Annotated in this window: 30 protein-coding genes; 12 read left to right on the top strand and 18 right to left on the bottom strand. The window is 40.2% G+C overall.

Going from position 1 to position 25,170, the window contains the following annotated elements; all coding sequences use genetic code 11:
* On the top strand, positions 1 to 969 hold the full coding sequence (locus AC27JR_RS03475; RefSeq protein ID WP_008111191.1) for a PstS family phosphate ABC transporter substrate-binding protein: 969 nt from the start codon (positions 1 to 3) through the stop codon (positions 967 to 969).
* Between the two features lie 74 nt (positions 970 to 1,043).
* On the opposite strand, the gene AC27JR_RS03470 is transcribed toward AC27JR_RS03475, so the two are convergent.
* The 8 genes from AC27JR_RS03470 to sfsA form a co-directional block, all read right to left on the bottom strand.
* Positions 1,044 to 1,283, bottom strand: a complete 240-nt coding sequence (locus AC27JR_RS03470; RefSeq protein WP_008111185.1) for a hypothetical protein — start codon at positions 1,281 to 1,283, stop codon at positions 1,044 to 1,046.
* Positions 1,284 to 1,311: 28 nt separating this feature from the next.
* On the bottom strand, positions 1,312 to 2,160 hold the full coding sequence (gene panC / locus AC27JR_RS03465; protein ID WP_487172798.1) for a pantoate--beta-alanine ligase: 849 nt from the start codon (positions 2,158 to 2,160) through the stop codon (positions 1,312 to 1,314).
* A complete protein-coding gene (gene panB / locus AC27JR_RS03460; RefSeq protein ID WP_008111181.1) occupies positions 2,160 to 2,954 on the bottom strand; it encodes a 3-methyl-2-oxobutanoate hydroxymethyltransferase in 795 nt (264 codons plus the stop codon). The genes panC and panB overlap by 1 nt, the downstream gene beginning before the upstream one ends.
* A gap of 30 nt (positions 2,955 to 2,984) precedes the next feature.
* Positions 2,985 to 3,470 (bottom strand): 2-amino-4-hydroxy-6-hydroxymethyldihydropteridine diphosphokinase, encoded by a 486-nt coding sequence (gene folK / locus AC27JR_RS03455; protein ID WP_487172797.1) that lies wholly within the window; start codon positions 3,468 to 3,470, stop codon positions 2,985 to 2,987.
* 3 nt (positions 3,471 to 3,473) lie between these two features.
* Positions 3,474 to 4,772, bottom strand: a complete 1,299-nt coding sequence (gene pcnB / locus AC27JR_RS03450) for a polynucleotide adenylyltransferase PcnB (RefSeq protein WP_487172796.1) — start codon at positions 4,770 to 4,772, stop codon at positions 3,474 to 3,476.
* A 305-nt stretch (positions 4,773 to 5,077) separates the two neighbouring features.
* Positions 5,078 to 5,974 (bottom strand): tRNA glutamyl-Q(34) synthetase GluQRS, encoded by an 897-nt coding sequence (gluQRS, locus tag AC27JR_RS03445; RefSeq protein WP_076918375.1) that lies wholly within the window; start codon positions 5,972 to 5,974, stop codon positions 5,078 to 5,080.
* A 12-nt stretch (positions 5,975 to 5,986) separates the two neighbouring features.
* On the bottom strand, positions 5,987 to 6,430 hold the full coding sequence (gene dksA / locus AC27JR_RS03440) for an RNA polymerase-binding protein DksA (RefSeq protein ID WP_008111170.1): 444 nt from the start codon (positions 6,428 to 6,430) through the stop codon (positions 5,987 to 5,989).
* 281 nt (positions 6,431 to 6,711) lie between these two features.
* The gene (gene sfsA / locus AC27JR_RS03435) at positions 6,712 to 7,431 is read right to left on the bottom strand and encodes a DNA/RNA nuclease SfsA (protein WP_487172795.1); all 720 of its coding nucleotides are present in this window, start codon (positions 7,429 to 7,431) and stop codon (positions 6,712 to 6,714) included.
* Positions 7,432 to 7,575: 144 nt separating this feature from the next.
* Here sfsA and pepB point away from each other — a divergent pair, with 144 nt between their 5' ends.
* Together pepB and AC27JR_RS03425 are read left to right on the top strand one after the other, a co-directional pair.
* Positions 7,576 to 8,874 (top strand): aminopeptidase PepB, encoded by a 1,299-nt coding sequence (pepB, locus tag AC27JR_RS03430; protein ID WP_487172794.1) that lies wholly within the window; start codon positions 7,576 to 7,578, stop codon positions 8,872 to 8,874.
* Between the two features lie 175 nt (positions 8,875 to 9,049).
* Positions 9,050 to 9,616, top strand: a complete 567-nt coding sequence (locus AC27JR_RS03425; RefSeq protein WP_487172793.1) for a phosphoribosyltransferase — start codon at positions 9,050 to 9,052, stop codon at positions 9,614 to 9,616.
* A gap of 49 nt (positions 9,617 to 9,665) precedes the next feature.
* On the opposite strand, the gene AC27JR_RS03420 is transcribed toward AC27JR_RS03425, so the two are convergent.
* Positions 9,666 to 10,322: a Crp/Fnr family transcriptional regulator gene (locus tag AC27JR_RS03420; protein WP_008111159.1), complete on the bottom strand. Its 657-nt coding sequence runs from the start codon at positions 10,320 to 10,322 to the stop codon at positions 9,666 to 9,668.
* Positions 10,323 to 10,600: 278 nt separating this feature from the next.
* Between AC27JR_RS03420 and AC27JR_RS03415 the strand changes: the two genes are divergently transcribed.
* Positions 10,601 to 10,837, top strand: coding sequence for a YgjV family protein (locus AC27JR_RS03415; RefSeq protein ID WP_076918372.1), 237 nt, complete (start codon positions 10,601 to 10,603; stop codon positions 10,835 to 10,837).
* Between the two features lie 24 nt (positions 10,838 to 10,861).
* Here AC27JR_RS03415 and AC27JR_RS03410 read toward each other — a convergent pair whose 3' ends face one another.
* Together AC27JR_RS03410 and AC27JR_RS03405 are read right to left on the bottom strand one after the other, a co-directional pair.
* A complete protein-coding gene (locus AC27JR_RS03410; protein ID WP_487172792.1) occupies positions 10,862 to 11,542 on the bottom strand; it encodes a FlgO family outer membrane protein in 681 nt (226 codons plus the stop codon).
* Positions 11,543 to 11,637: 95 nt separating this feature from the next.
* Positions 11,638 to 13,326 carry an amidohydrolase gene (locus AC27JR_RS03405; RefSeq protein WP_487172791.1) on the bottom strand — a complete coding sequence of 563 codons (1,689 nt, stop codon included), beginning with the start codon at positions 13,324 to 13,326 and terminating at the stop codon, positions 11,638 to 11,640.
* A gap of 157 nt (positions 13,327 to 13,483) precedes the next feature.
* Between AC27JR_RS03405 and AC27JR_RS03400 the strand changes: the two genes are divergently transcribed.
* Complete coding sequence (locus tag AC27JR_RS03400) at positions 13,484 to 13,945, top strand: energy transducer TonB (protein WP_487172790.1); 462 nt, start codon at positions 13,484 to 13,486, stop codon at positions 13,943 to 13,945.
* Between the two features lie 39 nt (positions 13,946 to 13,984).
* Here the strand turns inward: AC27JR_RS03400 and AC27JR_RS03395 are convergent, their stop codons facing one another.
* The 4 genes from AC27JR_RS03395 to AC27JR_RS03380 form a co-directional block, all read right to left on the bottom strand.
* The gene (locus tag AC27JR_RS03395; RefSeq protein WP_487172789.1) at positions 13,985 to 14,221 is read right to left on the bottom strand and encodes an EF-hand domain-containing protein; all 237 of its coding nucleotides are present in this window, start codon (positions 14,219 to 14,221) and stop codon (positions 13,985 to 13,987) included.
* An 8-nt stretch (positions 14,222 to 14,229) separates the two neighbouring features.
* Positions 14,230 to 14,466 carry an EF-hand domain-containing protein gene (locus tag AC27JR_RS03390; protein WP_487172788.1) on the bottom strand — a complete coding sequence of 79 codons (237 nt, stop codon included), beginning with the start codon at positions 14,464 to 14,466 and terminating at the stop codon, positions 14,230 to 14,232.
* A 156-nt stretch (positions 14,467 to 14,622) separates the two neighbouring features.
* Positions 14,623 to 14,850: an EF-hand domain-containing protein gene (locus AC27JR_RS03385; RefSeq protein ID WP_008111149.1), complete on the bottom strand. Its 228-nt coding sequence runs from the start codon at positions 14,848 to 14,850 to the stop codon at positions 14,623 to 14,625.
* 12 nt (positions 14,851 to 14,862) lie between these two features.
* Positions 14,863 to 15,099 carry an EF-hand domain-containing protein gene (locus AC27JR_RS03380; RefSeq protein WP_487172787.1) on the bottom strand — a complete coding sequence of 79 codons (237 nt, stop codon included), beginning with the start codon at positions 15,097 to 15,099 and terminating at the stop codon, positions 14,863 to 14,865.
* A gap of 318 nt (positions 15,100 to 15,417) precedes the next feature.
* Between AC27JR_RS03380 and AC27JR_RS03375 the strand changes: the two genes are divergently transcribed.
* Genes AC27JR_RS03375 through AC27JR_RS03360 form a run of 4 tightly spaced genes read left to right on the top strand, consistent with a single transcriptional unit; the run spans position 15,418 to position 19,285 of the window.
* On the top strand, positions 15,418 to 16,872 hold the full coding sequence (locus AC27JR_RS03375) for a HAMP domain-containing sensor histidine kinase (protein ID WP_487172786.1): 1,455 nt from the start codon (positions 15,418 to 15,420) through the stop codon (positions 16,870 to 16,872).
* A gap of 1 nt (position 16,873) precedes the next feature.
* Entirely contained in the window at positions 16,874 to 17,407 is a 534-nt protein-coding gene (locus AC27JR_RS03370) for a hypothetical protein (RefSeq protein WP_487172785.1), read from the top strand.
* 2 nt (positions 17,408 to 17,409) lie between these two features.
* On the top strand, positions 17,410 to 18,759 hold the full coding sequence (locus AC27JR_RS03365) for a sigma 54-interacting transcriptional regulator (RefSeq protein WP_487172784.1): 1,350 nt from the start codon (positions 17,410 to 17,412) through the stop codon (positions 18,757 to 18,759).
* 25 nt (positions 18,760 to 18,784) lie between these two features.
* Positions 18,785 to 19,285 carry a DUF1543 domain-containing protein gene (locus tag AC27JR_RS03360; RefSeq protein WP_487172783.1) on the top strand — a complete coding sequence of 167 codons (501 nt, stop codon included), beginning with the start codon at positions 18,785 to 18,787 and terminating at the stop codon, positions 19,283 to 19,285.
* 16 nt (positions 19,286 to 19,301) lie between these two features.
* Here the strand turns inward: AC27JR_RS03360 and AC27JR_RS03355 are convergent, their stop codons facing one another.
* Complete coding sequence (locus tag AC27JR_RS03355) at positions 19,302 to 19,517, bottom strand: hypothetical protein (RefSeq protein ID WP_487172954.1); 216 nt, start codon at positions 19,515 to 19,517, stop codon at positions 19,302 to 19,304.
* 136 nt (positions 19,518 to 19,653) lie between these two features.
* On the opposite strand from AC27JR_RS03355, the gene AC27JR_RS03350 reads away from it, so the two are divergent.
* Entirely contained in the window at positions 19,654 to 20,907 is a 1,254-nt protein-coding gene (locus tag AC27JR_RS03350) for a multifunctional CCA addition/repair protein (RefSeq protein ID WP_487172782.1), read from the top strand.
* Positions 20,908 to 21,082: 175 nt separating this feature from the next.
* Positions 21,083 to 21,379 (top strand): hypothetical protein, encoded by a 297-nt coding sequence (locus AC27JR_RS03345; protein ID WP_487172781.1) that lies wholly within the window; start codon positions 21,083 to 21,085, stop codon positions 21,377 to 21,379.
* A 14-nt stretch (positions 21,380 to 21,393) separates the two neighbouring features.
* On the opposite strand, the gene pdsS is transcribed toward AC27JR_RS03345, so the two are convergent.
* Both pdsS and pdsR read right to left on the bottom strand, forming a co-directional pair.
* Positions 21,394 to 23,529 (bottom strand): proteobacterial dedicated sortase system histidine kinase, encoded by a 2,136-nt coding sequence (gene pdsS / locus AC27JR_RS03340; RefSeq protein ID WP_487172780.1) that lies wholly within the window; start codon positions 23,527 to 23,529, stop codon positions 21,394 to 21,396.
* Complete coding sequence (gene pdsR / locus AC27JR_RS03335) at positions 23,523 to 24,218, bottom strand: proteobacterial dedicated sortase system response regulator (protein ID WP_008111124.1); 696 nt, start codon at positions 24,216 to 24,218, stop codon at positions 23,523 to 23,525. The genes pdsS and pdsR overlap by 7 nt, the downstream gene beginning before the upstream one ends.
* Before the next feature lie 226 nt (positions 24,219 to 24,444).
* Between pdsR and pdsO the strand changes: the two genes are divergently transcribed.
* A complete protein-coding gene (gene pdsO, locus AC27JR_RS03330; protein ID WP_036956574.1) occupies positions 24,445 to 25,170 on the top strand; it encodes a sortase-associated OmpA-like protein PdsO in 726 nt (241 codons plus the stop codon).

The raw sequence follows: 25,170 nt of genomic DNA, 5'->3' as shown, positions 1-25,170 counted from the left end.
ATGAAATTTAAAAACTTAGTTGCCGCAATGGGTGTGGCTGTTACAACATTTGTATCTGCACAAGCGGTTGCATTAGAAGACGGTATTCCTGAGTATCAAAAAATTAGCGGTGTATCAGGTAACTTTTCATCGGTAGGGTCTGACACATTAGCCAACATGATGACCTTTTGGGCTGAAGAATATAAACGTATTTACCCAAATGTAAATATTCAAATTCAAGCGGCAGGTTCGTCTACTGCGCCACCAGCACTAACTGAAGGTACGGCTAACTTAGGTCCAATGAGCCGTGCAATGAAGTCAAAAGAGATTGAAGCATTTGAAAAGCGTCATGGCTACAAACCAACACAAGTGCGTGTAGCAATTGATGCGTTGGCCGTATTTGTACACAAAGATAACCCAATCGAAGGACTACGCATTGATCAAATCGATGCTATTTTCTCATCAACTCGTAAATGTGGTGCACCAGAGCAAGTAAATCGCTGGAGTGATGTTGGTCTAGAAGGTGATTGGGCTGCAAAAGACGTGCAATTATACGGACGTAACTCAGTATCAGGTACTTACGGTTACTTTAAAAAGAAAGCGTTATGTAAAGGCGATTTTCGTAATAACGTGAACGAGCAACCGGGTTCAGCTTCTGTTGTACAATCAATTTCAGCGTCATTAAATGCGATTGGTTACTCTGGTATTGGTTATAAAACATCGGGTGTACGTACTGTTCCGTTATCGAAAAAAGGCACTAACTTTGTTGATGCCACGCTTGAAAACGTAGCGCAAGGTAAATACCCACTGTCACGTTTCTTATATGTTTATGTAAATAAACACCCAAATAAGCCACTTGGCCCAGTTGAAGCTGAGTTCTTAAAGATGGTACTTTCTCAAGAAGGTCAAAAAATTGTAGAAAAAGATGGCTATGTACCACTTTCTGCAAAGTTAGTTGAATTAGAACTGAAAAAGCTAGGCTTGAAATAAGCAACTAAAGCAATTAATAAAAAACCGCTCATTGAGCGGTTTTTTTGTTTTACAATTTATGCCGACGATTGCTATTAGTCAGCTTTACCTAAGTTTTCAGCTTGTACTTTGCATTGATTGTACGCCTCAATACACTTTGATGAGCAAACTTGCGATTTAAGACTATCGGTCGTTGTTTGCTGCTCGCAGCTGGTTTCACATTGATAACTTTGTTGAGCACATTGATTAAGTGCCGGATTACCCGCCTGGCTCTGACAGCCAGCGAGAACTGCAAACGAAAAAGCCACACAGCTAGTTTTTATAAAAGTTTTCATGCTTGTCCTTAAAGTGTAGCTACCAAGATTAAACTTCAACTTGTAGGTTGTCGATTAATCTAACACTACCTAAAAAGGCGGCAGCTAAAATTACAAATCGTGTATCTTCGAGTGTAGCAGCTTTTAATGTATCTCGTTGAGCTATCGAAAAATAATCTGGTTTTAGACCTGCGTTTTCTAATGCACTCTTCGCTTCATTTTCAAGTGTGGCAAAGTCTTTATTACCGCTTTTAAGTTGCTGAGCACAGTGTTTTAAGGTGTTAAATAAAGTGGGAGCGGTGTGTTTTTCATCAGCTGATAAATACCCATTACGCGAGCTCATAGCGAGGCCGCTAACTTCACGCATGGTAGGTACGCCAATAATTTCTACTGGTATTGATAAATCAGTGGCCATGGTTTTAACCACTTGTAGCTGCTGAAAATCTTTTTCACCAAAACAAGCGTAATCAGGCTGTACTAAATTAAATAGCTTAGTAACAACAGTCGCTACGCCTTTAAAGTGACCTGGGCGTGAACCGCCACAATACCCCATTGAAATACCGGGTACATCAACAAAGCTTTGTGCACCTAACCCATTAGGGTAAATAGTTTCTACACTGGGAATAAACAAAATATCTGTTTCAAGATCGGCTAAACCTTGTTTATCTGCATCCAAGGTGCGCGGGTAACTGTCTAAATCTTCGTTAGCGCCAAATTGCATTGGGTTAACAAAAATACTCACGACGACTTTATCGGCCAGTGTTTTTGCTTTTTCTACCAGTGAAAAATGACCACGATGCAAATTGCCCATAGTAGGTACAAATGCGACGCTTAAACCGGCTTGGCGCCATGCTCTAATTTGACTGCGTAATGATTTAATTTCAGTGATTGACTGCATTATTTAAACTCGTGTTCAGCGCTTGGGAATACGCCGCTTTTGACATCGTTACAATACTTTTTAACCGCAGCAGGCATATTGCCTGTTTCGAGTAAAAAGTTTTTTGAAAATTTAGGAATGTAACCTGCAGAAATACCCACTAAATCGTGCATAACCAAAATTTGGCCATCGGTTACATTACCGGCGCCAATCCCGATTGTAGGAATGCTCAATGACTCAGTAACGCGTTTTGCTAAGGCACTTGGAATACATTCAAGCACCAGTAGTTGAGCACCTGCGGCTTCTAATGCTTTTGCATCGGCAATAATTTTTTGCGCTTGCGCTTCTTCACGGCCTTGGATTTTAAAACCACCGAATACATGCACAGATTGCGGTGTAAGCCCCAAATGGCCACACACTGGAATACCTTGTTGGGTGAGTGATTTAATGCTGTCATGCAGCCATTCACCGCCTTCAAGTTTGACCATATTAGCACCCGCGCGCATCAGCTCTGCAGCATTTTTACACGCATCATTTGGGTTTGCGTAGGTCATAAATGGTAAATCAGCAATAACAAATAAATCACGGCTTCCTGCGCGCACACAGCGAGTATGGTAGGCAATTTCTTGGTTTGTAACCGCTAAGGTATCATCGCCACCTTGTAATACCATACCCAAAGAATCACCAACTAAAACAACATCAACGCCGTTATCATGAAATAACTTAGCAAAACTAGCATCGTAAGCTGTTAAAGCAGTGATTTTATTACTTTCAGCCTTCATTTTATTCAAAGTTGAAACGGTTATTTTAGACATAATATTCTCGCAGACAATGGCCTTAATTAATTACCGTGGTAATTGTTGTAAGTCGTTAAGCGGTAAGGTATTTGCTATCTGTTGGATAGATGCGCCGCTAGGTAAAATCAGTTCCGGTGCAATTTCTTGCAATGGGTAAACAACAAATTCTCGCTCAGTTAACCCGTAATGAGGTACGGTTAAACGTTTGGTATTTAAAATGTGTTCACCAAATAATAAAATATCAATATCCAGTGTGCGTGCGCCCCAGCGCTCAGCCTTTCTAACTCGACCATGTTCCAGCTCTATGGCTTGGGTTAAATCGAGTAGTTGCTCTGGCTCAAGTGAAGTGTTGATACAGGCGACTGCATTCACATAATCGGGTTGATCTTGTGGTCCCATAGGCTTGCTCGCATAATAATGCGAACAGGCTATAAATTCGCTGTTTGGCAAGCTTTTAAGTGCAATAACAGCGTTATCAAGTTGTTTTTTAGGGCTGTTAAGGTTTGCACCTAACCCCAAGTAGACACGTTGCATTATTTACTCAGCTGGCTTTTTAGTAGTACGACGACGAGGTCGCTTACGTGGCTTTGGGCCACCTTGATGACCAAGTTCTCGCACCATTTCTTTTTGGCCATTAATATCTTGGTCTAAGTACTGTGTCCACCACTGTGCCAGCTCTGTATGCTCAGTTTCACCAGCATCAACACGCAATAGTAAAAAGTCATAAGCGGCTTTAAAGCGTGGCTGCTGTGTTAAGCGGTAGGCACGTTGGCCAGCACGTTTATCTAAGCGCTGTTGAATATGCCAAATATCACGAGCACCTAACGTAAAGCGTTTTGGCACGGCAATGTGTTGGGCATTCTCACTCAGTACTTTATTAATTGCCTGAGCAAATGCATCATATTCAGATAGTTGCTCTTGGCGTCTGATTTTTTCAGTACGTTCAATTAGCGGGAACCACAGTAACGCTGCAAATACAAATGCAGGAGTGACTTTTTTATCTGCATTAATACGTATGTCGGTGTTTGCAAACATTTGCTTTATGAAGGTTTCTTCAAGTCCGCCTGGTTTTTTATCTAAAATACGGTCTAGCTCAGGAAATAACGACTTAAATAAACCGTACTGACGCAGCATGATAAAGTTTTGCTGTGCTTTGCCGTTTAAAAATAGCTTGAGTATTTCTTCAAATAAACGCGCTGGCGGAATATTATCAAGCAAGCTCGCTAATTCGGTAATCGGTTTTTCGCTTGCTGGTGCTATTTGCATATCTAACTTGGTAGCAAAGCGCACTGCGCGAAGCATACGTACCGGATCTTCACGGTAGCGTGTTTCAGGATCGCCAATTAACTCAATTTTTTTTGCTTTGATTGCGGCTAAGCCATTTGCGTAATCGTAAACACAAAAATCATTAATTGAGTAGTACAAAGCGTTGATTGAAAAATCACGACGTTCTGCATCTTCTTCAATACTGCCAAATACGTTATCGCGAAGAAGTTGCCCGTGCTCACTTGACTGGCTAATTTGATTTTTATCTTCTTGTGCTTCGTGATGGCCGCGCATTGTTGCCACTTCAATAATCTCACGGCCAAAAACAATGTGCGCTAAACGAAAGCGGCGACCAATTAAGCGACAGTTACGAAACAGTTTTTTTACTTGCTCAGGGGTGGCATTGGTTACAACATCAAAATCTTTAGGTTGTTGACCTAACAATACATCGCGAATGCAACCACCAACTAAGTAAGCATCATAGCCACCATCTTTTAGGCGGTAGAGTACTTTGATTGCATTTGGGCTAAATTGTTTGCGAGAAATACCATGCTCACCTCTAGGGATCACTAACGGCTCACTGCTGATTGCGACATTTTCGTTATTGGCACTTGGGCCGATAATTTGTCGACAAAATTGAAAAAGCTTGGAAATAATAGTCTGTCTCCTAGAGAAGCGGTTGATTTGCTCGCCATTGCAATCAAAATCACAGCAAGTATTCGCTTAAAGCGTTATTTTTACCGTTTAATGTAATTAGCATATATTTAGGCGGCTATCATATACCAGCAAGGTAAAAAAATTAAGTTGCAGCACTGAAATTAAGCCATTTTTAACGATTTTATTTGAATTAATTACACGTAATACGTAATGGGAGGTTAAATCTGTATTTCGCGCTTAGCAGGAACAAGGCTTAGATTAAAATGTGCCACGCCCCAAGCGAGTAATTGTTCGCAGGTTAAATCCATTAATTGCTCATGTATTGGCAGGCCTAAAAATTTAAATACAGCTATTAAAGTAGGTTTTGGATTTTGTTTGCAAATTGCAGGGGCATAATTTTGCTTAGAGAGTTTAAATCCTGGTTTTGCTACCGCTAAAGGTAAATGAGCAAATTCTGGAATAGGGCAATTAAGTTGTTTAAATAAACTGATTTGACGCGCAGTCGGCTCAATTAAATCAGCGCCTCGTACAATACGATTAATCCCTTGCTCAATGTCATCAATAACCACCACCAGTTGATAGGCAAATAAACCGTCGCTGCGTTTTATAATGTAATCTTCATGAGCGAGGGCAGGGTCAACGTCAATATGCCCTTGAATAAGGTCGTTATAATCAACAGTTGCATGACATTGGCTTAAGCGCAGGGCATGCCCCTGTTCATTTAGTTGACTGTGTTTACACTGCCCTTGATAAATGCCGCCGAGGGCTTTTATTTGCTTACGGGAGCATTGGCAGGCATACACAAGCTGTTGCTGTGATAAAGAGTGCACGGCATCTTGGTAGATAGTAAGACGCTGTGTTTGGTACACAACGTTTTCATCCCAATTGAGGTTGTAGGCGTCTAAGGTATTTAGGATATCGGTGGCGGCGCCTTTTACAACGCGAGTGGTGTCTATGTCTTCGATGCGAACTAACCATTTTCCTTGGTTTGCTTTTGCATCTAGGTAGCTACCTACAGCCGCCACAAGTGAGCCAAAATGTAACGGTCCGGAAGGGGACGGTGCAAATCGGCCGCGATAGTTAGGTACTTGCGCAGTAACGGCTGTAGAAGACATGGCTATACTTAATTAGCCGCGTCCAGATTGCTTTTCTTTGATTTCAGCAAGTGTTTTACAGTCTACACATAAATCAGCAGTAGGGCGCGCTTCTAAGCGGCGAATGCCAATTTCAATGCCACAAGACTCACAAAAGCCAAATTCGTCTTCTTTAATTAATATAATTGTTTTTTCAATTTTCTTAATCAACTTACGTTCGCGGTCACGAGTACGAAGCTCTAATGAGAACTCTTCTTCTTGTGCTGCGCGGTCAACGGGATCAGGAAAGTTAGCTGCTTCGTCTTGCATGTGTGATTTTGTACGATCAACTTCGTTACGTAAATCATTACGCCAAGTTTCTAAAATTGTTTTAAAATGAGCACGTTGTGCATCATTCATGTACTCTTCACCCGGTTTTTCTTGGTATGGTTCTAAACCGGCTTGAGCCAATAAACCATGTCTTTTTTGGTCTGGCATAACTCTCTCCTAAATCCTTAATTTAATGCCTCAGCATTAGCCGGCGGTATAAATAACAGAAACTCATACCCTAGGCAAATTTATTTTTAAATAATCGAATTAGCTTAACCCTGTTTGGTGATATAAAAGTAGTAAAAGCACTCCTTATACTTTGTTATCACAGTATTGGTTTATAAACTGGCGTAGTTATATGGGCAATAACAATAAAAACAACTTATTTTTACTTTTTGGTTAAGTATTTTTTGGGCGTGGCGAAATACCAACGCTTAAATGCGCGCTTTTCACTCAACAAACGCCACTTTCTCAACTAAAGTTACCTCACTGGCAGAAATATGGGCTTTATAAGCTAATACTTCTACGCCTTGCTCAATCGCTTCGCTTAGTAATTGTGCATAGGTTGAATCTATATGCGCCGCCGCACTCACTTGTGTGATCCCTTGATGTAGCACCGCAAATAGTAATACCGCACGATGCCCTTGTTTTACCATTTCGATTAATTCACGAATATGCTTTTGCCCACGAACTGTTTGCGCGTCAGGGAAGTAACCTTGGCCGCTTTGTGGATGCTCTTCACTTAGGAGCGTGACTGATTTAACTTCAACATAGCAATTGGCTTTACTGCTGTGGGTAAGTAAAAAGTCGATGCGGCTGTTTTCACTGCCATATTTTACTTCACTTCGAACTTGCTGATAGCCTGTCAGCTCTTTAATCACTTCAGCATTAATCGCCTCTTCTACTACTTTATTGGCAACGGCTGTATTTACACAAATAAGCTGTGATAAGTTATTTTGCGTCAGCTCTAAAGACTGTGGGTACTTTCGTTTGGTGTTACTGTTGGTGGAATAAAAGGCATTAAAACCAGAGTCAGCACAGCCCGTCATTTTCCCCGTATTAGCACAGTGAGCGGTAAAAGTGCTGCCATCACTGAGCTCTAAATCAGCTAAAAAGCGTTTGTAACGTTTTAATAACGTAGCAGATTGTAATGGCGGGGTGTACTTCATTAATGACTTCCTTATATAACCAGGGTTCAGGTTAAGTAAAATAAGACTTTACGGACTATTTGAGGTTATTTACCGCAAGCAGTTGGGAACTTAAGCGCGCTATAGTAAACTCAACCATACATTTAAGTGCAAGGATATTCTAACATGAGTGAAAAATTTGTTGTTCAATTAAGCGAGCAATCGGCACCAGGACACTGGGGCGAAAATGCGTCACTATCTTTTAACGAACACGGCGCAACGGTTCATTTATCTGAGCAAGAAACATTAAAAAACGTGCAAAAAGCAGGTCGTACTATTGCAAGCCAAGGTATTAAAAGTGTTGTGCTTGAAGGCGATGTTTGGTGTACAGAGAGCCAATGGGCCTTTTATCAAGGCTTTGTATCACCAAAAGTACTGCACGGTGTTGAGTTTGTTGATAATGCACAATCTGATTTAAAAGAACTTGCTGATTTAAAAGCTTCAGCAACGTGGGCACGTGAAATGGTTAACGGCACCGCCGATGACATTTACCCAGAGAGCCTAGCAGAAAAAGCGGCTGAATTTATTCAATCACTGGCACCAGAACATGTTAGCTACCAAATAATAAAAGGCGATGCGCTATTAGAGCAGCAATGGATTGGTATTCATGCTGTAGGTCGTGGTAGTGAACGCCCACCAGTGTTACTTGAGCTTGATTACAATCCAACTGGCGATGATAACGCACCAGTAAGCGCTGCACTTGTAGGTAAAGGTATTACGTTTGACTCAGGTGGTTACTCAATTAAGTCTAGCGAAGGCATGTTAGGCATGAAATGCGACATGGGCGGAGCGGCAACAGTTACCGCAGGTTTAGCATTGGCGATTAACCGTGGTGTAGAAAAGCGTATTAAGCTGTTTTTATGTTGTGCTGAGAACTTAATTTCCGGTCATGCATACAAACTAGGTGACATTCTTACCTACAAAAATGGCACAAGCGTTGAAATTGTAAACACGGATGCTGAAGGTCGTTTAGTATTAGCTGATGGCCTAATGGCGGCAGGTGAGACAGGTGCACCACTTATTATTGACGCAGCAACATTAACTGGCGCAGCCCTTGTTGCCGTTGGTCAAGAATACAACGCGTTATTTGCCCTTGATAAAGAGCTAGTGCGTGAAGTAGAAGACTTTGCATCACAAGAAATGGAAGCCGCTTGGCCATTACCGCTTGAAAAGTGGCATCAACAAAACTGTCCATCACCGTATGCAGATACAGCAAACAGCCGTGCACAAAAAGGCGGTGGTTATGGTGGTGCTTCAAATGCAGCAGGTTTCTTATCTCGCTTTGTGCCAAACGATGGCAAAGGTTGGGTACACATTGATTTAGCTGCTGCATTTAATATGGGTGGTGGCACTAGTCAGTGGGCTTCAGGTGCAACTACCCAAGGTATGCGTACAGTCGCGCGCACCTTGCTTGAAAAGGCCTAATCAATTCAGATTAAGCAATTAGTTAAAAAATAGGTACCTTAAGGTGCCTATTTTTTTATCCGCCATACAAGCAATTTTGTTTTATTTACGGTAAAATCCTTCGCCAATACGTGTTTGGGCATCTATTTCATTTAAACCTCGCTCAAATATTATACATACCACTGGGATCCTTACTATGTCAGAAAAGTGCTATATCACGGCTCAACAATTACTTGAAGATTCATTCCGCGTAGCGGCACAAGTGTATAAAGATGGCTTTCGTCCAGATTTTATTATTGGTATATGGCGCGGTGGTGCTCCAATTGGGATTGCAGTTCAAGAATATTATGATTACAAAGGTATAGAAACCGATCATATTGCGGTGCGTACGTCGTCTTATTACGGTATTGGCAAGCAATCAAAAGAAATCAAAGTACATGGTTTACACTACATTGTTGAAAACGCGAATGCGGGTGATTCATTGTTAATTGTGGATGATGTGTTTGACTCAGGTCGTAGCATTGTAGCGTTAAAAGAGAAGCTTTCTGAGCTAATGCGTTTAAACTTACCACGTGATATTCGTATTGCTTGTCCATACTACAAGCCAAAAAATTCAAAAGTTGATACAGTGCCTGATTACTTCATTCATGAATCTGAAGAATGGTTAGTATTCCCGCATGAATTATCAGGGTTAACGCCGGATGAAATTATTGAAGGTAAATCTGATTTAGCTAAAATCCACGATATTTTACTTGAAAAATAAACGTGATTTTGCTCAATAAAAAAGGCCTTAATGGCCTTTTTTATTGTCTTTAAAGCTGTGCAAAGCTATCTACATAGTCACTGAGTTTAGGAATATCGACAGCTTGCAGCCCTTGAGTGCTTCGTTGCACTAGGTTTTTTTCTACTAACTCACTCACTACCCGTCGGTATGCACGTTCAGTGGTTGCAAAGCGCTCTGCTTCTGCATTTACCGTAGGATAAGCACGCAATAAAGTGGGGTTGTTATTCTCCGCACGTAATAAGCAGTCTTTAGCAATGTTGTAGCTTAAGGGAAGTAACAGTTTATCTAAGTTAATCTTTTGATTTTCTTGGAACTTAGCGGCAATGGTTTGCGCTGTGTAAAGACTCAGTTCTGGTTTATCGAGCAATAATGAGCGCCAATGCTTTAGCTCAATAAGATTATACGTTACATCACTGAAGCAGGTTACCGTGTAAATGCACGGGTTATTATTCAGTGCTTCAATTTCACCAATTAAGGTGTTGTTACAGTCGAGCTGACCAAGAAGCAGGCGTCGGCCATTCCCCACATCATAACTAAACGATACAGTACCACTTCGCACCAATACCAACTTAGTGAGTGGTTGGTCTTGCTGTATTAATATTTCTTTTTTTGATTGCTGATAACTACTGCCGGCAAATGTCAGCAGCTGTTCAACAAGGTAACTGGAAAAATGGTATTGAAACATCAATCATGCTCTTCGGACAATTGTCCTATTTATTACACCTTAATGACGATAGCATTAAGATTAAGAATTTACGCTAACTTGCCCACGTTGTTATTTATTTAATGGCGTTAAATGGCCTTCATTCTACCGTGTAATGATTAAAAAATTGTGGGTAAAACCAGCATATTTTAAGGTTTTATTGGTAAGTTAGCTTTTTTATTTAAACTGCTGTGCAGCATATTTTAATAATGTACTAAAGTTTAGCTAGTAATATTAACCTAAAGCCTAGGAGAGAACAATTGAGTTGGGAATATTTAGGTTATTTAGCATCCGCCTTATTAGTTATATCCTTGACCATGACCGATGTAACCAAACTACGTTGGTTTAATTTATTGGGCTGTATTGCGTTTACTTTTTACGGTGCAGCAATCGGTTCTGTACCGGTGGCATTTACTAATGGCTTATTAGCTCTGGTCAATATTTATCACATTATTAAGTTATATCGTCAGTCTAAAGCTGATACAAAAAAGGGTTAACTTTTAAGTTAACCCTTTTTTGTTTTATTGAATTTCGTCTAATATAATTCCATCAACTCTTCGAGTTGGATATAAAGACTCAACAATAAAGCTAGGGATAAATCCTTTGGCTGTTGATACAACTATCTTAGATTTAGCTCCTATTATACGAGCATTCACAATAACGCCTTTGTTAGTGTATGTTAGAGTTCCCGTTAAAGTGTAGTCGATATGTGGGTAACCTTTAATTTCTTTACCATTACGACTAAATGAAAAGTCTCCTAAAGGTGTGACATGAACATCTCCAGTGTGTTTGTAGTCAACGATAGATAAACCAAATTCTTGCATTTCGCTTATAAAACTTTCAGCTAGGTGGTTACCAAAAATATTAGTTGTTTGAAGGTTGTCATCTAAATTTACAAACGAGGTAACCGCGATAGGAGTTCGACTGTTAACATAATTCATATTTTGAATTAACTTCATGGCTAGCTGTTCAGTGTAATCACTTAATAACTTACTACTATTAACAGGGCGAAAGTTATTTTCAGGGAATTGCCAATTATTAACTCGAGGTTGGTAATTTCTGGCATACCGATTGTTATAAGAGTGATTATTGCTAACATTGTCATGACCTGAATGACCGTTGTAAATTGGGTGTGTAGAACATGCTGAAAGTGATATGGTGAAAAGTGCCGATAAAACTAGAGGTATTTTTTTTGAAAACATGTGTTCATCCTGAAACATAATAAATACTATAAGTTCTTATTTTATCGACACAACTTTTGATTACTTTAGTAAATTTTCACCTTTTTTATGTTTTTTTACTCAGCCTTCGCGGTGTCTTTTTGGTAACGTAACTTACCCGCTATCCACGTTTGTAGTACCTGAGTTTTGTAAAGCTGCTCAATAGGCACTTTAAAATAGTCTTGATCAACCAGAATAAAGTCAGCCCACTTACCTTGCTCTAAACTACCTACTTTAAACTCTTGATGCGCTGCATACGCGCCGCCAAGGGTAAATGCACGTAATGCATCTTCTCTGCTTAATACTTCACTGGCACGCCAACCGTTTTCAGGCAGTTGATTATGATCCATGCGGGTGATAGCTGAATATAAACCATCAAACGGGTTCGCCAACTCTACGGGATAATCAGAACCGGCTGCAATAGTCGATCCCTGATCCAAGAACGTTTGCCAAGCATAAGCGCCTTGAAGTTGTTTATCAGTTAAGCGTTGCTCTGCCATATGCATGTCTGATGTGGCGTGCACCGGTTGCATTGATGGGATTATTTTCAGGGTTTTAAAGCGTGGAATGTCTGCGGGAGAAACTATTTGCGCATGTTCCATGCGGTTACGCAGCAGTATGCCACCGGTTTGCTTAAATACATTTTGATAGGCATCGAGCACAATTTTATTGGCTCTATCGCCAATGGCGTGGGTATTTGCGCTAAAACCGTTTTTAAAGGTGAGTGTAAATAATTGCTCTAATTTTTCTTGGGTTTCAAGCATCAGGCCAAAGTGGTTGGCTCTATCAGCGTATTCATCGATAAGCGCAGCACCGCGAGACCCTAATGCGCCATCGGCATAAATTTTCACACTGCGAATAGATAAAAAGTCGTGTGCATCTTGATAGCGACCCGCTTTAAGCATCATGTTTAAATCTGGGCTTGCTGCACTTAACATCGCTACAATTCTAAGCGGCAACGTACCTAGCTCGGCGCGTTGTTTATAAACTTGCCAAGTGGTTTTATCAATACCTGCATCATGAGTTGAGGTAATGCCTAGGCTTAGTAAGTGTTTACCTGCGGCATCTAATGCATTACTGACCGATTGTGCAGACGTTGCAGGCATATGCTGGGTAACCAAGGTTTCTGCTTTATCAATAAAAATACCGGTGGGTTTACCAAACTCATCTTTTATAATTTCTCCACCCGTAGGCGATAATGTATCAGCGTTAATATTGGCAAGTTCTAATGCTTTTGAATTAACCCAAATAGCGTGGCTATCTACTCGCGATAAAATAACAGGGCGATCGTTAACGACTTTGTCTAAATCAGCGGCTGTAGGAAAGCGGGTGTTTGACCATAGTTCTTGATTCCAGCCCCGACCAATGATCCAACCTTCTTTATCTTTAGCAAATTCGCTGAGCTTAGCGGTTATTTCATCTACCGACTTAGCACCGCGCACATCAAGTTGCGACAAGTTATTACCCAGTCCGATGACATGTCCATGCGCATCAATGAGCCCTGGGAGTAAAGTTTTACCTTCTGCGTCAATTAGGGTTGCGCCGGGAAAGCTATTTTTTAAGTTGTCTGGACCGGTTTTAACTACTTTGCCATCTTTTATGACTAAGGTTGTAAACGTATTTACTTCGCCATGGCGCATTTTTCCTTTATACAAAGGTGAGTAGCCATTGGCATTATAAATGACTTTAGTTTGTGCTATTGCCACGCTAGATAAGCCGCAAAGGCTTACTAGCAATATCGGTTTTATTAGTTTTTTCAGTTGCATAAGAGGCATGTTGTTATTATTTGTACTATCACAGTAGCAAACTCAAATTTAGAATACCAATATAGCGATTTTTTATGGATGTAATAGCGTACCTATAGTAGGTTAAATAGTAATCATTTAAAAAATTAAACTTAACTTTCAAGCATAAGGAAACGCTATGAAACCACTTTACCTCACAATTCCTTTAACATTACTTCTCTGCGCATGTAGTGCAACATCACCTGAGAATGAGGCTATTGAAAAAATAGACTACATTGATTTATCAAGCGCAGAACATCGTGATTCGGGAAAGGATTACTGGAATATTTTTAAAAGAGTGGAGCCTTTATACCCCATTGAGGCTGCTAAAAATGGGCTTGCGGGGTGTGTTGAGCTCGTAACTATGATTAATCAGGAAGGAAAGGCGCAAGGCTATAAAATACTTTCTTCATACCCTCAAAAGCTATTTGATAAAGCAGCCGCACAATCCCTCAATTTATGGAAATGGGTTCCAGCTGAAAATAATAAAAATAAACAACCCACTCTTACGCACATTAGAATGGATTTTATGCTTGAGTCTAAAGATGTTAGTAAAAAATATTTGAAAAACTGCCCCCCACCGAAAAAACATCTTTGGTAAAAGGAAAAGTATATAAACGCACTTTATAATATATTTTCTTTATTTACTGGCGTACAAACTGTATTCGCTTAATGACAATTGTGCGTCTTTATCACGGTCGTAACTTCTAAACCGTGACCACAAAGCAGGATCACTGGCGGTTTCAGAGCGAGTCAAAAAGCCATCCTGATTGCGGTCAAGTTTTTCAAACTTTTCGTCAATATAGCTGCTTGTCGCAAAACTCATACAGCTAAAAACAGTGAGTGTTAGTAAAATAATATAGTGGATAGGTTTCATCTAAATACTCAGTACAGGTTATTGGTTAGGTAGTTTTTAAACTCAGTTAAAGAAATTCTGTTATCTTGATTTTCATCCCAATTTGAGAATGAGTTTAATAGCTGAGGCTGAGCAGCAAGCTCGCTATGGGTTAAATACCCGTCATTATTTGTATCTAAATGCTCAAAGCGTTGCTTTACATCAAGTGCGAATGCACTTTGGCTGATAAAAAGTAAAGCACCAATAAAAGGAAGCAGTACTCTCATAATTGGCGTTCCAAGGTATATTTTAATTGCTGGCAGTAATGAAAGAAAGCACTTGCCATAATTTAACTCCCAACATTAAATCCGTTTACACACTCCCTCAGGGATTATGGCAAATGCTTTTAACTCTATAATATAAAACTTAACTTGAATCTAAACTTAAGGTTTAAAGTTTTCGAACTCTTTTTTAGAAATCATCTCGTTATTGTCTTTGTCTAAATCAGTAAACTGCTTGAGTAACTGTTTATCTTGTTTTGCTTCTGTGAGCGATATTTGGCCGTCCATATTTTTATCTAAATGCATAAAACGTACGTTTAACGACGATGCCAATGCCGTTGCACTAATAGCTAAAAATAGCAGTGAAAAAGCACCAATCAATTGTTTCATAAATATACTCCTTTATTTTACAAACTGTTTAAATTCATCGAACGATAATTGTCCGTCTTCATTTTTATCTATTTGTGCAAAATTCTCATGCAGTAATGCATCTTCGCCAGCTTCCGCTTCACTTAATGTGCCGTTGCTGTCCTTATCTAAGCTGTAAAATGCTGTGTTCACATCAAGCGCAAATAAATGACTACTTGTGAAACATAACGCTATTAAGGCAGTAGATTTTAAATAACCTTGAAAGGTCAACAGACCCTAATCATTCCTTGGCCTTTAAAAATTAATATTTATAAGCGTATTACAATTATGGTGCCAGTTTTTATTTTCATTAAAAATCATATGGTTAAATTTATTCTGTGTTTTTAATGGGTAATATTTACCGACGGTTGTGTGTATTGTGCAACATTTTCTCAGTTAGGTTTTTTTACTGTTTTTAAATCAAATGTTTAACTTGTCGCAATTGAGCGACATTGCAACGATTTTACTCTCAAAAATGTATTTGGTTCAGCGAGTGTATAAGTTAAGCGCTTAATAATAGAGCGCTTAAAAGTAGTAAAGGATTAGTGTATGCCTGCAATCATGGCTGAAAAATATAAAGCATTGGTAAATTGGCGTCCTAATTTGATTGGCCAGTTTGTAATGAGCATGCTGTTGTCACTCTTGCCTTTGTCTATTGTGGTTATTGTATTTTTAAATGTATTAAATAAACAATTAGCGGTCACGCAGCAAATTGTTAGTAATAACTACCAAGTAACCAAGTCATTTAATGCACTTAAGCAAGAGCTCAACAGTTTAGAAAGGGCAACAAGGCAAAACTGGGTATTAAAAAGCGATTCACTCGATGAGCTTATCGTGGATAAATGGCAATCATCGCTGGACAATATAAATGAGCTTAAACAGCTTTCTAGCAGCCAAAAAAATACTCAACAATGGCAACGGTTAACAGATACGCTAAAAGCAGCGCATACCAAACTAGTGGTTGAAGCTCGTCAGCAAGCAGAGTTATTCGTGCCAATTAGTGAAATACTGGCAGATCTAACAATGTGGCTGCGCGAATCCAATGAAGCCAAAATCACTCAAAACCAAATTAAACTGACAAATTTACAAGCCTCCTTTATAAACTGGTTAGTAGCACTTACGCCTTTAACATTACTTGTTGGCGGCGGGTTTTTATGGCGGATAAGTGGCCGTTTAAAAGGTTTAACCTCCGTTATTGATAAATTAGGCCAAGGAGATTGGCAGCAAAAAATATCGGTGCAGGGATCAGCTGAACTCATTGAGCTAGGTAACAAATTGCAGTGGGTGCAAGCGCAATTGCATATGCTAGAGCAGCAAAAAGATACGTTTTTACGCCATGTTACTCACGAACTAAAAACACCCTTGGCCTCTATGGTGGAGGGGACTGAATTATTAGCCGATGAAATTGTTGGGCCGATTAATAATGAGCAAAAAGCAGTGCTTGGGTTAATTAGTCAATCTATGGTGCGATTACGCACTATGATAGACAGTTTATTAAGTTATAACGCGATCCGAACCAGTAAAGATAATGTGAGTGAAGTGGAATTTAACCAGCTCATAAAAAAGGTAAATAATCATTTTGAACATAGGTTAAATGCACGAGAGCAGTCGCTTATTTGGCACAATCGCTTACCGACAGTTGCACTTAATTTACCGCGAGAATTAATTGAAATGATTTTAATTCAGTTAATCTCTAATGGTTTAAAGTTTTCCCAGTCAAGTCAGGCAGTGTCGATTAGCTTAAGTTTAGAAAGTAATAGCTTAATTATACAGGTCGCTGATGAGGGCTGCGGTATTGAAGAGCATGAAAAAGAACACGTTTTTGGCGCTTTTTATCAAGGTAAACACAGTAAAGAGATTAGTCTGCAAGGCAGTGGATTAGGCCTTACCATAGTTAAAGAGTCGGTTGAACAGTTACAGGGTAAGTTAACTATTGAGCATAATGAGCCGCAAGGCTGTCGATTTAACATTGTCATCCCCTATAAAAATAAAGGAGTTAAATAATATGTCTGCGCGTTTAATGGCTATTTTATGGCTAACCAGCAGTCTCGTTTTTTTATCTGGGTGTGAATTAACCAACACTCAAAGAACAGCTAAACCTGAGTTAATAGCTCAAACTCAGCCCGATAATAAAAGCAATCAGCCCAATCCAAAGCCTCGGCCAAAACTAGATCTTATGTATCCGCCGGCAGCGCAAGTTATTGCATGGCATGCCCATCAGTGTGGTGGCTTCAAATTAACGCCTGACAATAAAACTTACTTAGGTGAGCAAGCACTTAAGGCATTTTTTAATACCGCATGCGTCAACCTTAGTCGCGACCCTGATACTGTTATGAGTCAATTACTTAAGCTAGATCAGGCGTACTATTGGCCAGATGATATAAAGCACTATTTATGGCTGCAAAAACAGCAGGTATTAATGCAAATAAATGCAAAAAAACAACAGCAAGCATTAAACGCTGAAATGCAAAAAACCTTATCGTCATTGGCTGCAATCGAACAGCAACTTTTATTACGTGAAGAAACCAAGGAGCAGTAACTATGTCAGTCACACTTCCATCAAGCGCTAAAATTTTACTCGTTGATGACGATGCCAGCTTACTGCAGTTACTGGCAATTCGAATTCAATCAAAAGGTTATGAAGTAACAACCTGTGATAGTGGCATGAACGCCTTACAACTACTCAAAAGCCAAGTATTTGATGCGGTGATCACCGATTTAAGAATGGATGAAATGGATGGAATGGCACTGCACCGACAATTGCAAAGCCGCTACCCAGCACTACCTGTAATTATGATGACGGCTCATGGTTCAATTCCTGATGCGGTAGAGGCGACTAAGCAAGGCATATTTGCCTTTATTACTAAGCCAGTTGATAAAGACGAGCTATTCGATAGCTTAGCAAAAGCTATAGAAATACATGGAGTGAATAATGATGATATTACTCCGCAAAGCAATATTGTTACTCGCAGTGGCGCTATGTTGCATTTGCTAGAGCAAGTTAAATTACTAGGTCCTACTCAGGTAAATGTACTTATCTCTGGTGCCAGTGGTACAGGTAAAGAACTGCTCGCACAGGCAATTCATCAGCATAGCCATGTAAGTGATGGCCCGTTTGTGGCTATTAACTGTGGTGCAGTCCCTGGTGAGTTATTAGAGTCGGAGTTATTTGGTCACAAAAAAGGCGCATTTACAGGGGCGGTAAAAGATCACCAAGGCCTGTTTCAGCAAGCGCAAGGAGGGACCTTATTTTTAGATGAAATTGGTGATATGCCGCTAAATTTACAAGTTAAGTTATTACGCGTGCTGCAAGAAAAAACCATTCGCCCAGTCGGTTTTCAAGAAGAGATCCCCATTAATGTGCGAATTGTTTCAGCGACCCATAAAAACCTGCCGGAAGCTATTAGCAATCAAGAGTTTAGAGAAGATTTATATTATCGCTTAAACGTAGTAAACCTCAAACTTCCTCCGCTGCGAGAGCGCCGTGAAGATATTAGCTTATTAGCTAACTTTTTTAGCGCTAATATTGCAAAACGTATGGAACAAAAAGAAAAACGTTTTGCAAACGATGCCATGCATGCACTGGTAAGGTATGATTGGCCAGGTAATATTCGTCAATTACAAAATGTGGTGGAGCAGGTGGTTGCCTTAACACCAAGTGACGTTATATCTGAACATTTAGTGCTTAGTGCGTTAAATAGCAATGAAAATAACGTTGAGCCACTTTCGCTTAACGACGCTAAAAAAGAGTTTGAGCGAGATTACGTTATCAATACCCTGAAAATGGCAGGGGGTAATGTGGCCGAAGGTGCCAAGCTTGCCAAGCGTAATCGTTCTGATTTTTATAAGCTGATTAAAAAGCATGAAATTGACGTAGATAGTTTAATTTAATTTAGTTTTAAAAAAGGAAGTGAGCATGCAGTTATTTATGGTGTATTTAGGTGGACGTATTCAAGGCTGCCACATAGAAATGCACGATGTACGTTTTGTGGTAGGCCAAAACATTGAGCAAACTTATAGCAAGCTTAAAAGTCAGTGGGTAGGCGACAAAAATAGCGTACACATGGATAGCTACATGGCGGTTAATCACATTGATGGTTATAAAGTTGAGGTAGTTGATAGTTATGTAGAGCAAAATAAGCAGCTTTATTTTGTTAACTTAGGTGCTTACAGAAACGACTCACTAGCAGAGCAACACGACTTTGCTTTGTATGTTGCCTGCAGTAGTGAAGAAGCAAAACAGCGTGCTAAAAATGATTTACTCGCAGGGCTGAGCCATCTACATAAAGATGATTTACATGATGTTGATGATTGCTTTGCTATAGATTTACTCGATAGCCAGCTTAATATTAAACTAACCCCAAGTGGTCAAGCACAAACAATTAAACCTGACTGGTTTGGTTATCATGTATTATAGCTAAAAGTTAAGTCTTTTATTCCTGCTCTTGTTGTTCACTTTTGGCGGCCATTTTAAAAGCTACTATTACTAAGCCAAACATAGCAAATGGGATTGCAGCTAACAAATACTCAACCAAATGGCTGTCTTGAAAATTAGCCTGCAGCAAGAAATGCCCTGCAACACACATAATAATAACCACCAAAAGGATGGGTAGTAATATAAGTTCTTTTTTTGCTGAGTGGTTTTTCATTTGTTGTTTAGGTATTAAAAAATAATGCGTCATTGTAATGAGCTTAATAAAGCTTGGCAAACAACACAGATTTTTTAATGACTATTAGGTATGATTAACATCAAAGAAAAGCTTAAAAGTAGTGGTTGGGAATAAAGTGCAACAGAGTTTAAAGCAAGTTTACCTAGTGGGTGGAGCAGTGCGAGATAAACTGCTAAACATACAATCAAAAGATAATGACTATGTTGTTATTGGTGAAACGCCAGAGACAATGGAAGCGCTCGGATTTTTACCCATTGGCAGCGATTTTCCGGTTTACTTACACCCAAACACTAAAGAAGAATATGCACTAGGGCGCACTGAGCGTAAAAGTGGTAAAGGTTATACCGGCTTTGTGGTGGATGCCAGCCCAAACGTAACTCTTGAAGAAGATTTAGCACGCCGAGATTTAACCATTAACTCTATGGCATTAGACGAAAACGGCACTATTATTGACCCTTTTAATGGTCAAGATGATTTAAAAAATAAAATACTGCGCCACACCACCCACGCATTTGTAGAAGACCCTGTTCGGGTATTACGTATTGCTCGCTTTTTAGCCCGGTATGGTAGTGACTGGTCTATTCATCCAAGTACTACTGCATTAATGCATGAGCTTAAAAATAAAGGCGAGTTGGAACATCTAGTACCAGAGCGAGTCTGGCTTGAAACAGAAAAAGCGCTTGGCGAAAAACACCCTGAGCTTTATTTCCAAGCATTAGATGGGTTAGGTATTTTTCCTGAAATAGAGCAGATGAAAAACACCCCGCAGCCGGCAAATCATCATCCCGAGGGCGATGTGTTTGTCCATACCATGCTAGTCCTTAGACGAGCAGCCGATTTAGGCTTTAACCTAGAAACGCGGTTTGCCGCCTTAACCCATGATTTTGGTAAAGCACTAAGCTATAAAAAACGCGGTAATTTACGCGGCCATGAACGTGAAGGGGTTGCTGTAGTTGAGGCGTTTTGTGAACGTTTAAAAGTGCCTAATCGCTTTCGTGATATAGGCGTGCTTACCAGTGATAACCATACACTTTGCCACACGCTTGAACAGTTAAGACCGCAAACTATTCATAAATTAATCGTCACTAATTTAAATGCGCTAGTGCATCCAGAGCGTTTTATTGCTTTTACTCAAGCGTGCCAGTGTGATGCACAAGGAAGAGGCGAAACGCTGGTGGATAAGCCCTATCCACAAGCCGCTAAATTACGTGCTATTCACAATGAACTACAAAAAATGGATAAAAAACAGATAGTGCAAGACGCGCTTAAAAGCGGCAAAAAGGGCCCCGAAATAGGCGAAACGGTCAAACAGGCAGAAATAGACTGCATTAAAGCGTTTTTAAACACTAACACTCCCAAGGTCACTTAAACTGATTGTAATATTGCATTAAGTCATTTTTAAACGTCCTTGCTATAACTAGGACGTTTCAGTCTTTTTTGCTCGTCACTTTTACCAAATAGCGATACAATTGAGTTTGCTTATCATTCTTAATAGTGAAAGCTGCATATCCATAATTGTATTTATCTTAAAAGGAGTTAATTTAATGACACCAGAACAAATTAACGCAAAATTAGCGATAAGCGAAGCTGAAAAAAAACGAGTTCTTGAAGATGAGTTTGAAAAACACTCATCTAAACCCTTTGATATTTTTAAGGGATTATTTGGCAGTTTTGCTTATATCGCATTTGTTTCATTTATGTTCCCAGACGTATTAGCTCAGCCTAGTTTTTATCTGTTGTTACTACTTATCTTAACTATAAAAGTTGAGGCGCAAGCAAAGGTGCAGCAAGCGCATAAGCGTATGGATACTTTGTATCGCTTGTTAAAAAAAGAGGCATAACTTCTAGGGAACCTTTAGTTATTAAGTGGCAAGCTCACAGTAAATACCACCCCATTACCTTGCTCATTATTGTGCGCCGTTACTGTGCCTTTGTGGTAATCGCATACAAGTCTTACAATATAAAGCCCTAAGCCTAAATGCGGTTGTTGCTGCATTTGTTGGCTGCGCACCGATACCATAGAATCAAAAATATGTTCAGTAAGTCCCTCAGGCAATAAAGTACCTGTATTACTTACCGTTAATGTTGCTTTGCTTTCATTTTGCTTAAGGCTGACTTCAATTGCAGTGTTAGCTTCACTAAATTCCAAGGCATTATTAATCAGCTTATCGAGCAGTTGCGCTATAAATTCAGGAGCACCTTGCATCAATAGTGTGCTTTGGCAAATGTTGAGTGTAAATAACTGGTTAGGATAAGTAAGTTGGTAGCCCTGCATACAGCCACTAATTACTTTTTGTAAATCAAACTGCTCTGGCTCATTGCTTTGAATACTTTGCTCAAGGCGGGTTGCCTCGCTCATGGTGGTAATTATTTTTCCTAAGCGCTCAACCCCTTCGCTGGCACGTTCAAGGTATTTTTGACTCAGTTCACTTTGCTGCAAGCTTTGTAAGTTTTCAAGAGATGAACGGACAACCGCAACCGGTGTGCGCAGCTCGTGAGATAAGCGCGACGACATATTTTCTAAATAATCGGTATAGCCACCAAGTCGGCTCACTATATTTGAAAAGCTACGCGACAGGTCGCCAATTTCGTCATTGGCATCGCTGTAATTTATATGGCCTGTTACTCGTCCTTGCGCATCAATGGCTTGCTCTGCTGTATCTCGTAGTCGCCTAATACGGCTCGATATACGCGAAGCAAAAAAGAACAAAGTGACTGTGCCAATTAACATGACCGCTAAAATCACATTAAATAGTTTTTCCAGCGATTTATTACGCAGTGTACGCACGCCATTGGTGGTTTCTTCAGCTATAACTGCCCCAATAACCTTATCCTCGATCCATATAGGATACGCAGCCGATAATATTACCGCTTTGTTATCGGGAGTGAGTCGCCAAGACGAGGCCGGTTGGCCTTTGAGTGCTTTGGCTAAATGAGCGCCTTGCATTGAAGCTACATCGTGTAAGGTATCTATAAATTCATCTTCAGGACGCGTTAAAATTTTATAATACAAAGGATGTAAATAGGCTTGTTCAAAGCGCTGCCACGCAGTTTTTGGCGCTTGATTTTTTAGCCCATCGGCCCATACGCCATCGGCATTTTGAATACTGCCCGATTGCGCTAATACACGGTGATGATTATCGACCACCCATATGCGACTGCCGCTGTGTCCCATGCCTTTTAATATACGGTTTATTTCAGGGGAGGGTACCAGTACCGAGCCTAAATCATTTGGGTTATTTAAGTTCGATGTAGACATAATACTAGGGGGCTGGTTTGGTTGTTTACTATCAACATCGGCAATGGCAAATCCCAGTTTATTGCCAAGCATACTCAAAGGAAAGCGCAGCTCAAGGTTGTAACCTGTTTCAGTTTGTTTAAAGAAACCCTGAATTTTAGTAAAAGGCATTTTACTGTTGGCATCAAATGCGTTGACCCAGCCATCTTGGCGCGGAGCAATAACATAAGTATTAAATTGCCCATCGGGGTTTTTTAGGCCAACTTTTACGTAATCGTTATTGGTAATGCTGAGGCTGTTTTTGGCACGGTATACTAAAGCATCGTCAGTGACTTTAAATACTGCATATAAGTAATTATCAAACTTACCTACCATGTGGCTAAATGATAAGTTGCTTAGCTGATGGTTATCATCGGCTGTTTGTAAGTAGCGTTTGTCATAAAGCCAAAATAGCGATTGGTAAGCGTCCCAGTCGCTGAGTTTACCATCGAGCTGAATTGGGCTTTTTAAATTATAAGCATAGAGATCGCGGCCTTTTACAACTTGGTCTAAAAAGTTGGTTTGTTCGTCAAATAAAGCGGGACGTTCGTGCAGGGCCGTGGCTAGTGCACGTGTAGTGCCTACGAGCGTTTTTTCTTGGCCTTGGCGTAAAAACTTTTCCATTTCCCATACGTACTCGTAGCCTAACCATGGCAACAAAAACAAAAAGCATGAAAGTAGAATAAATTTACTGCGTAGGCCAAATCTCAGCATGTGGGTTGCTCCCACCTGTAGCCCATGCCATACACGGTATCAATGCAGTCAAACTGGCTATCGAGTGCTATAAACTTTTTACGAATGCGTTTTACATGAGAGGTAATGGTACTGTCGTCTACATAAATTTTAGCATCGCTCATTAACTCATTACGGCTTTTAACGTGGCCAGGTCGTTGGGCGAGTGAATGCAGCATCCAAAACTCAGTTACGGTTAAATCAACCAACTGTTGCTGCCAAAGCACCTGCATGCGTTGCGTGTCGAGTGTTAGTTGACCGCGAATTATTAATGCGTTGGCATCGGCGGGTTGCTCTAATGCTTCCATGCGGCGAAATAGCGCACCAATACGCGCGGCTAAATGCGCTAAGCTAATATCTTTGGTTAAGTAGTCATCGGCGCCCATGCGCAGGCCGCATACGGTGTCTATTTCGCTGTCGCGAGCGGTTAAAAAAATAATTGGTAAGGTTTTAGAAAGTGAACGCAGTGTTTGGCATAGTAAAAAGCCGCCATCTATTTCATGGCCTAAGCCAATATCAACAATGGCTAAATCGGGGAGTGCTTCTTTAAAAGCGACTTCTGCTTGAGGGCGGTTTTCATAACCACTTACCTGATAGCCTTGAGCGCTCAGCATTTCTATGTAGTTTTCGCGAATGGCAGTTTCATCTTCAACGATAGCTATTTTTTTCATTTTTTAATTACTCATATTGACTTAGGCGCACTATAGCGAAGTTTTTGCGCTAAGTACGGTTAAAAACACAATTGCCATTTTTTTGCCACAATTGCTCAGCAGTTTGCCATTTTTACTCCCCTTTGTTGCCACTTCATGGTGTTTTAATACAGCTATTGAAATTACCAATACAACGCAAGTGCCAACCAATAGCTTGCCAACCATTATTAATAGTAAGGAATAGACCATGAAGAAAACATTAATCGCACTCACACTTGTTAGCACTTTTTGTACGCCAGTATTTGCTGCGGATACCCCATCAAAAGAAGCAAAAAAAGAAACAATAGTTGGCCTGAGCACCGGTGCCATTATTGGTGGCGTGGTTGGTGGGCCAATTGGCGCGTTTGTAGGCGCATTTGCTGGTGGTTTGATTGGCGATGCCAAGGTGGCTGAGCAAACCATTGCTGAGCAGCAGCAAGCTTTAACTGTAATGGCAGAGAAAACCAACGACTACCAGCACGTACTTAATCATAACAGTCACCTAGAGGCGCAACTTGAACTACTGGCGCAACAAAATGAGCAATTAACTCAATCGCAGCTTAATAATTTATTGGCGATGACGGTGCAATTTAAAACAGGCTCTAGCGATATTGCTCCACATTTTGCCAAGCAGCTTGATCAATTGGTAGCGTTATTAAAAAGCCAACCGCAACTCGCACTCGATTTAAGTGGCTTTGCCGATCAGCGTGGTGAAGAGCAAGCAAACTTATTACTTTCAAAAGCCAGAGTAAACGCCGTACAAAGTTACTTAATTAAACAAGGTGTAAGCCATATACGTTTAAGCGCACAAGCATTTGGCGAGCAACAAAGCATAGCAAATAGTAACACCCTTGAAGATAACTTTTTTGACAGGCGCGTTACTCTCACTACCCGTGCGCTTAATCAAACGACTGATCAAACAGCAAGCAATTAA

It is taken from the genome of Pseudoalteromonas sp. NH0006-26, assembly GCF_057552415.1.
The sequence above is the reverse complement of the archived record's forward strand: the minus strand, read 5'-3'. Positions and strand labels throughout refer to the sequence as shown.

Coding starts and splice junctions, on each gene's coding strand:
- dksA (WP_008111170.1), bottom strand. CDS start 6,430: ATGCCAGACCAAAAAAGACATGGTTTATTGGCTCAAGCCGGTTTAGAA.
- AC27JR_RS03365 (WP_487172784.1), top strand. CDS start 17,410: ATGTCAGTCACACTTCCATCAAGCGCTAAAATTTTACTCGTTGATGAC.
- AC27JR_RS03405 (WP_487172791.1), bottom strand. CDS start 13,326: ATGCAACTGAAAAAACTAATAAAACCGATATTGCTAGTAAGCCTTTGC.
- panC (WP_487172798.1), bottom strand. CDS start 2,160: ATGCAGTCAATCACTGAAATTAAATCATTACGCAGTCAAATTAGAGCA.
- pdsS (WP_487172780.1), bottom strand. CDS start 23,529: ATGCTGAGATTTGGCCTACGCAGTAAATTTATTCTACTTTCATGCTTT.
- pdsR (WP_008111124.1), bottom strand. CDS start 24,218: ATGAAAAAAATAGCTATCGTTGAAGATGAAACTGCCATTCGCGAAAAC.
- AC27JR_RS03375 (WP_487172786.1), top strand. CDS start 15,418: ATGCCTGCAATCATGGCTGAAAAATATAAAGCATTGGTAAATTGGCGT.
- AC27JR_RS03425 (WP_487172793.1), top strand. CDS start 9,050: ATGTCAGAAAAGTGCTATATCACGGCTCAACAATTACTTGAAGATTCA.
- AC27JR_RS03360 (WP_487172783.1), top strand. CDS start 18,785: ATGCAGTTATTTATGGTGTATTTAGGTGGACGTATTCAAGGCTGCCAC.
- AC27JR_RS03385 (WP_008111149.1), bottom strand. CDS start 14,850: ATGAAACAATTGATTGGTGCTTTTTCACTGCTATTTTTAGCTATTAGT.
- AC27JR_RS03475 (WP_008111191.1), top strand. CDS start 1: ATGAAATTTAAAAACTTAGTTGCCGCAATGGGTGTGGCTGTTACAACA.
- AC27JR_RS03420 (WP_008111159.1), bottom strand. CDS start 10,322: ATGTTTCAATACCATTTTTCCAGTTACCTTGTTGAACAGCTGCTGACA.
- sfsA (WP_487172795.1), bottom strand. CDS start 7,431: ATGAAGTACACCCCGCCATTACAATCTGCTACGTTATTAAAACGTTAC.
- AC27JR_RS03470 (WP_008111185.1), bottom strand. CDS start 1,283: ATGAAAACTTTTATAAAAACTAGCTGTGTGGCTTTTTCGTTTGCAGTT.
- pdsO (WP_036956574.1), top strand. CDS start 24,445: ATGAAGAAAACATTAATCGCACTCACACTTGTTAGCACTTTTTGTACG.
- panB (WP_008111181.1), bottom strand. CDS start 2,954: ATGTCTAAAATAACCGTTTCAACTTTGAATAAAATGAAGGCTGAAAGT.
- AC27JR_RS03400 (WP_487172790.1), top strand. CDS start 13,484: ATGAAACCACTTTACCTCACAATTCCTTTAACATTACTTCTCTGCGCA.
- AC27JR_RS03370 (WP_487172785.1), top strand. CDS start 16,874: ATGTCTGCGCGTTTAATGGCTATTTTATGGCTAACCAGCAGTCTCGTT.
- AC27JR_RS03390 (WP_487172788.1), bottom strand. CDS start 14,466: ATGAGAGTACTGCTTCCTTTTATTGGTGCTTTACTTTTTATCAGCCAA.
- folK (WP_487172797.1), bottom strand. CDS start 3,470: ATGCAACGTGTCTACTTGGGGTTAGGTGCAAACCTTAACAGCCCTAAA.
- AC27JR_RS03395 (WP_487172789.1), bottom strand. CDS start 14,221: ATGAAACCTATCCACTATATTATTTTACTAACACTCACTGTTTTTAGC.
- AC27JR_RS03345 (WP_487172781.1), top strand. CDS start 21,083: ATGACACCAGAACAAATTAACGCAAAATTAGCGATAAGCGAAGCTGAA.
- AC27JR_RS03410 (WP_487172792.1), bottom strand. CDS start 11,542: ATGTTTTCAAAAAAAATACCTCTAGTTTTATCGGCACTTTTCACCATA.
- gluQRS (WP_076918375.1), bottom strand. CDS start 5,974: ATGTCTTCTACAGCCGTTACTGCGCAAGTACCTAACTATCGCGGCCGA.
- pepB (WP_487172794.1), top strand. CDS start 7,576: ATGAGTGAAAAATTTGTTGTTCAATTAAGCGAGCAATCGGCACCAGGA.
- AC27JR_RS03355 (WP_487172954.1), bottom strand. CDS start 19,517: ATGAAAAACCACTCAGCAAAAAAAGAACTTATATTACTACCCATCCTT.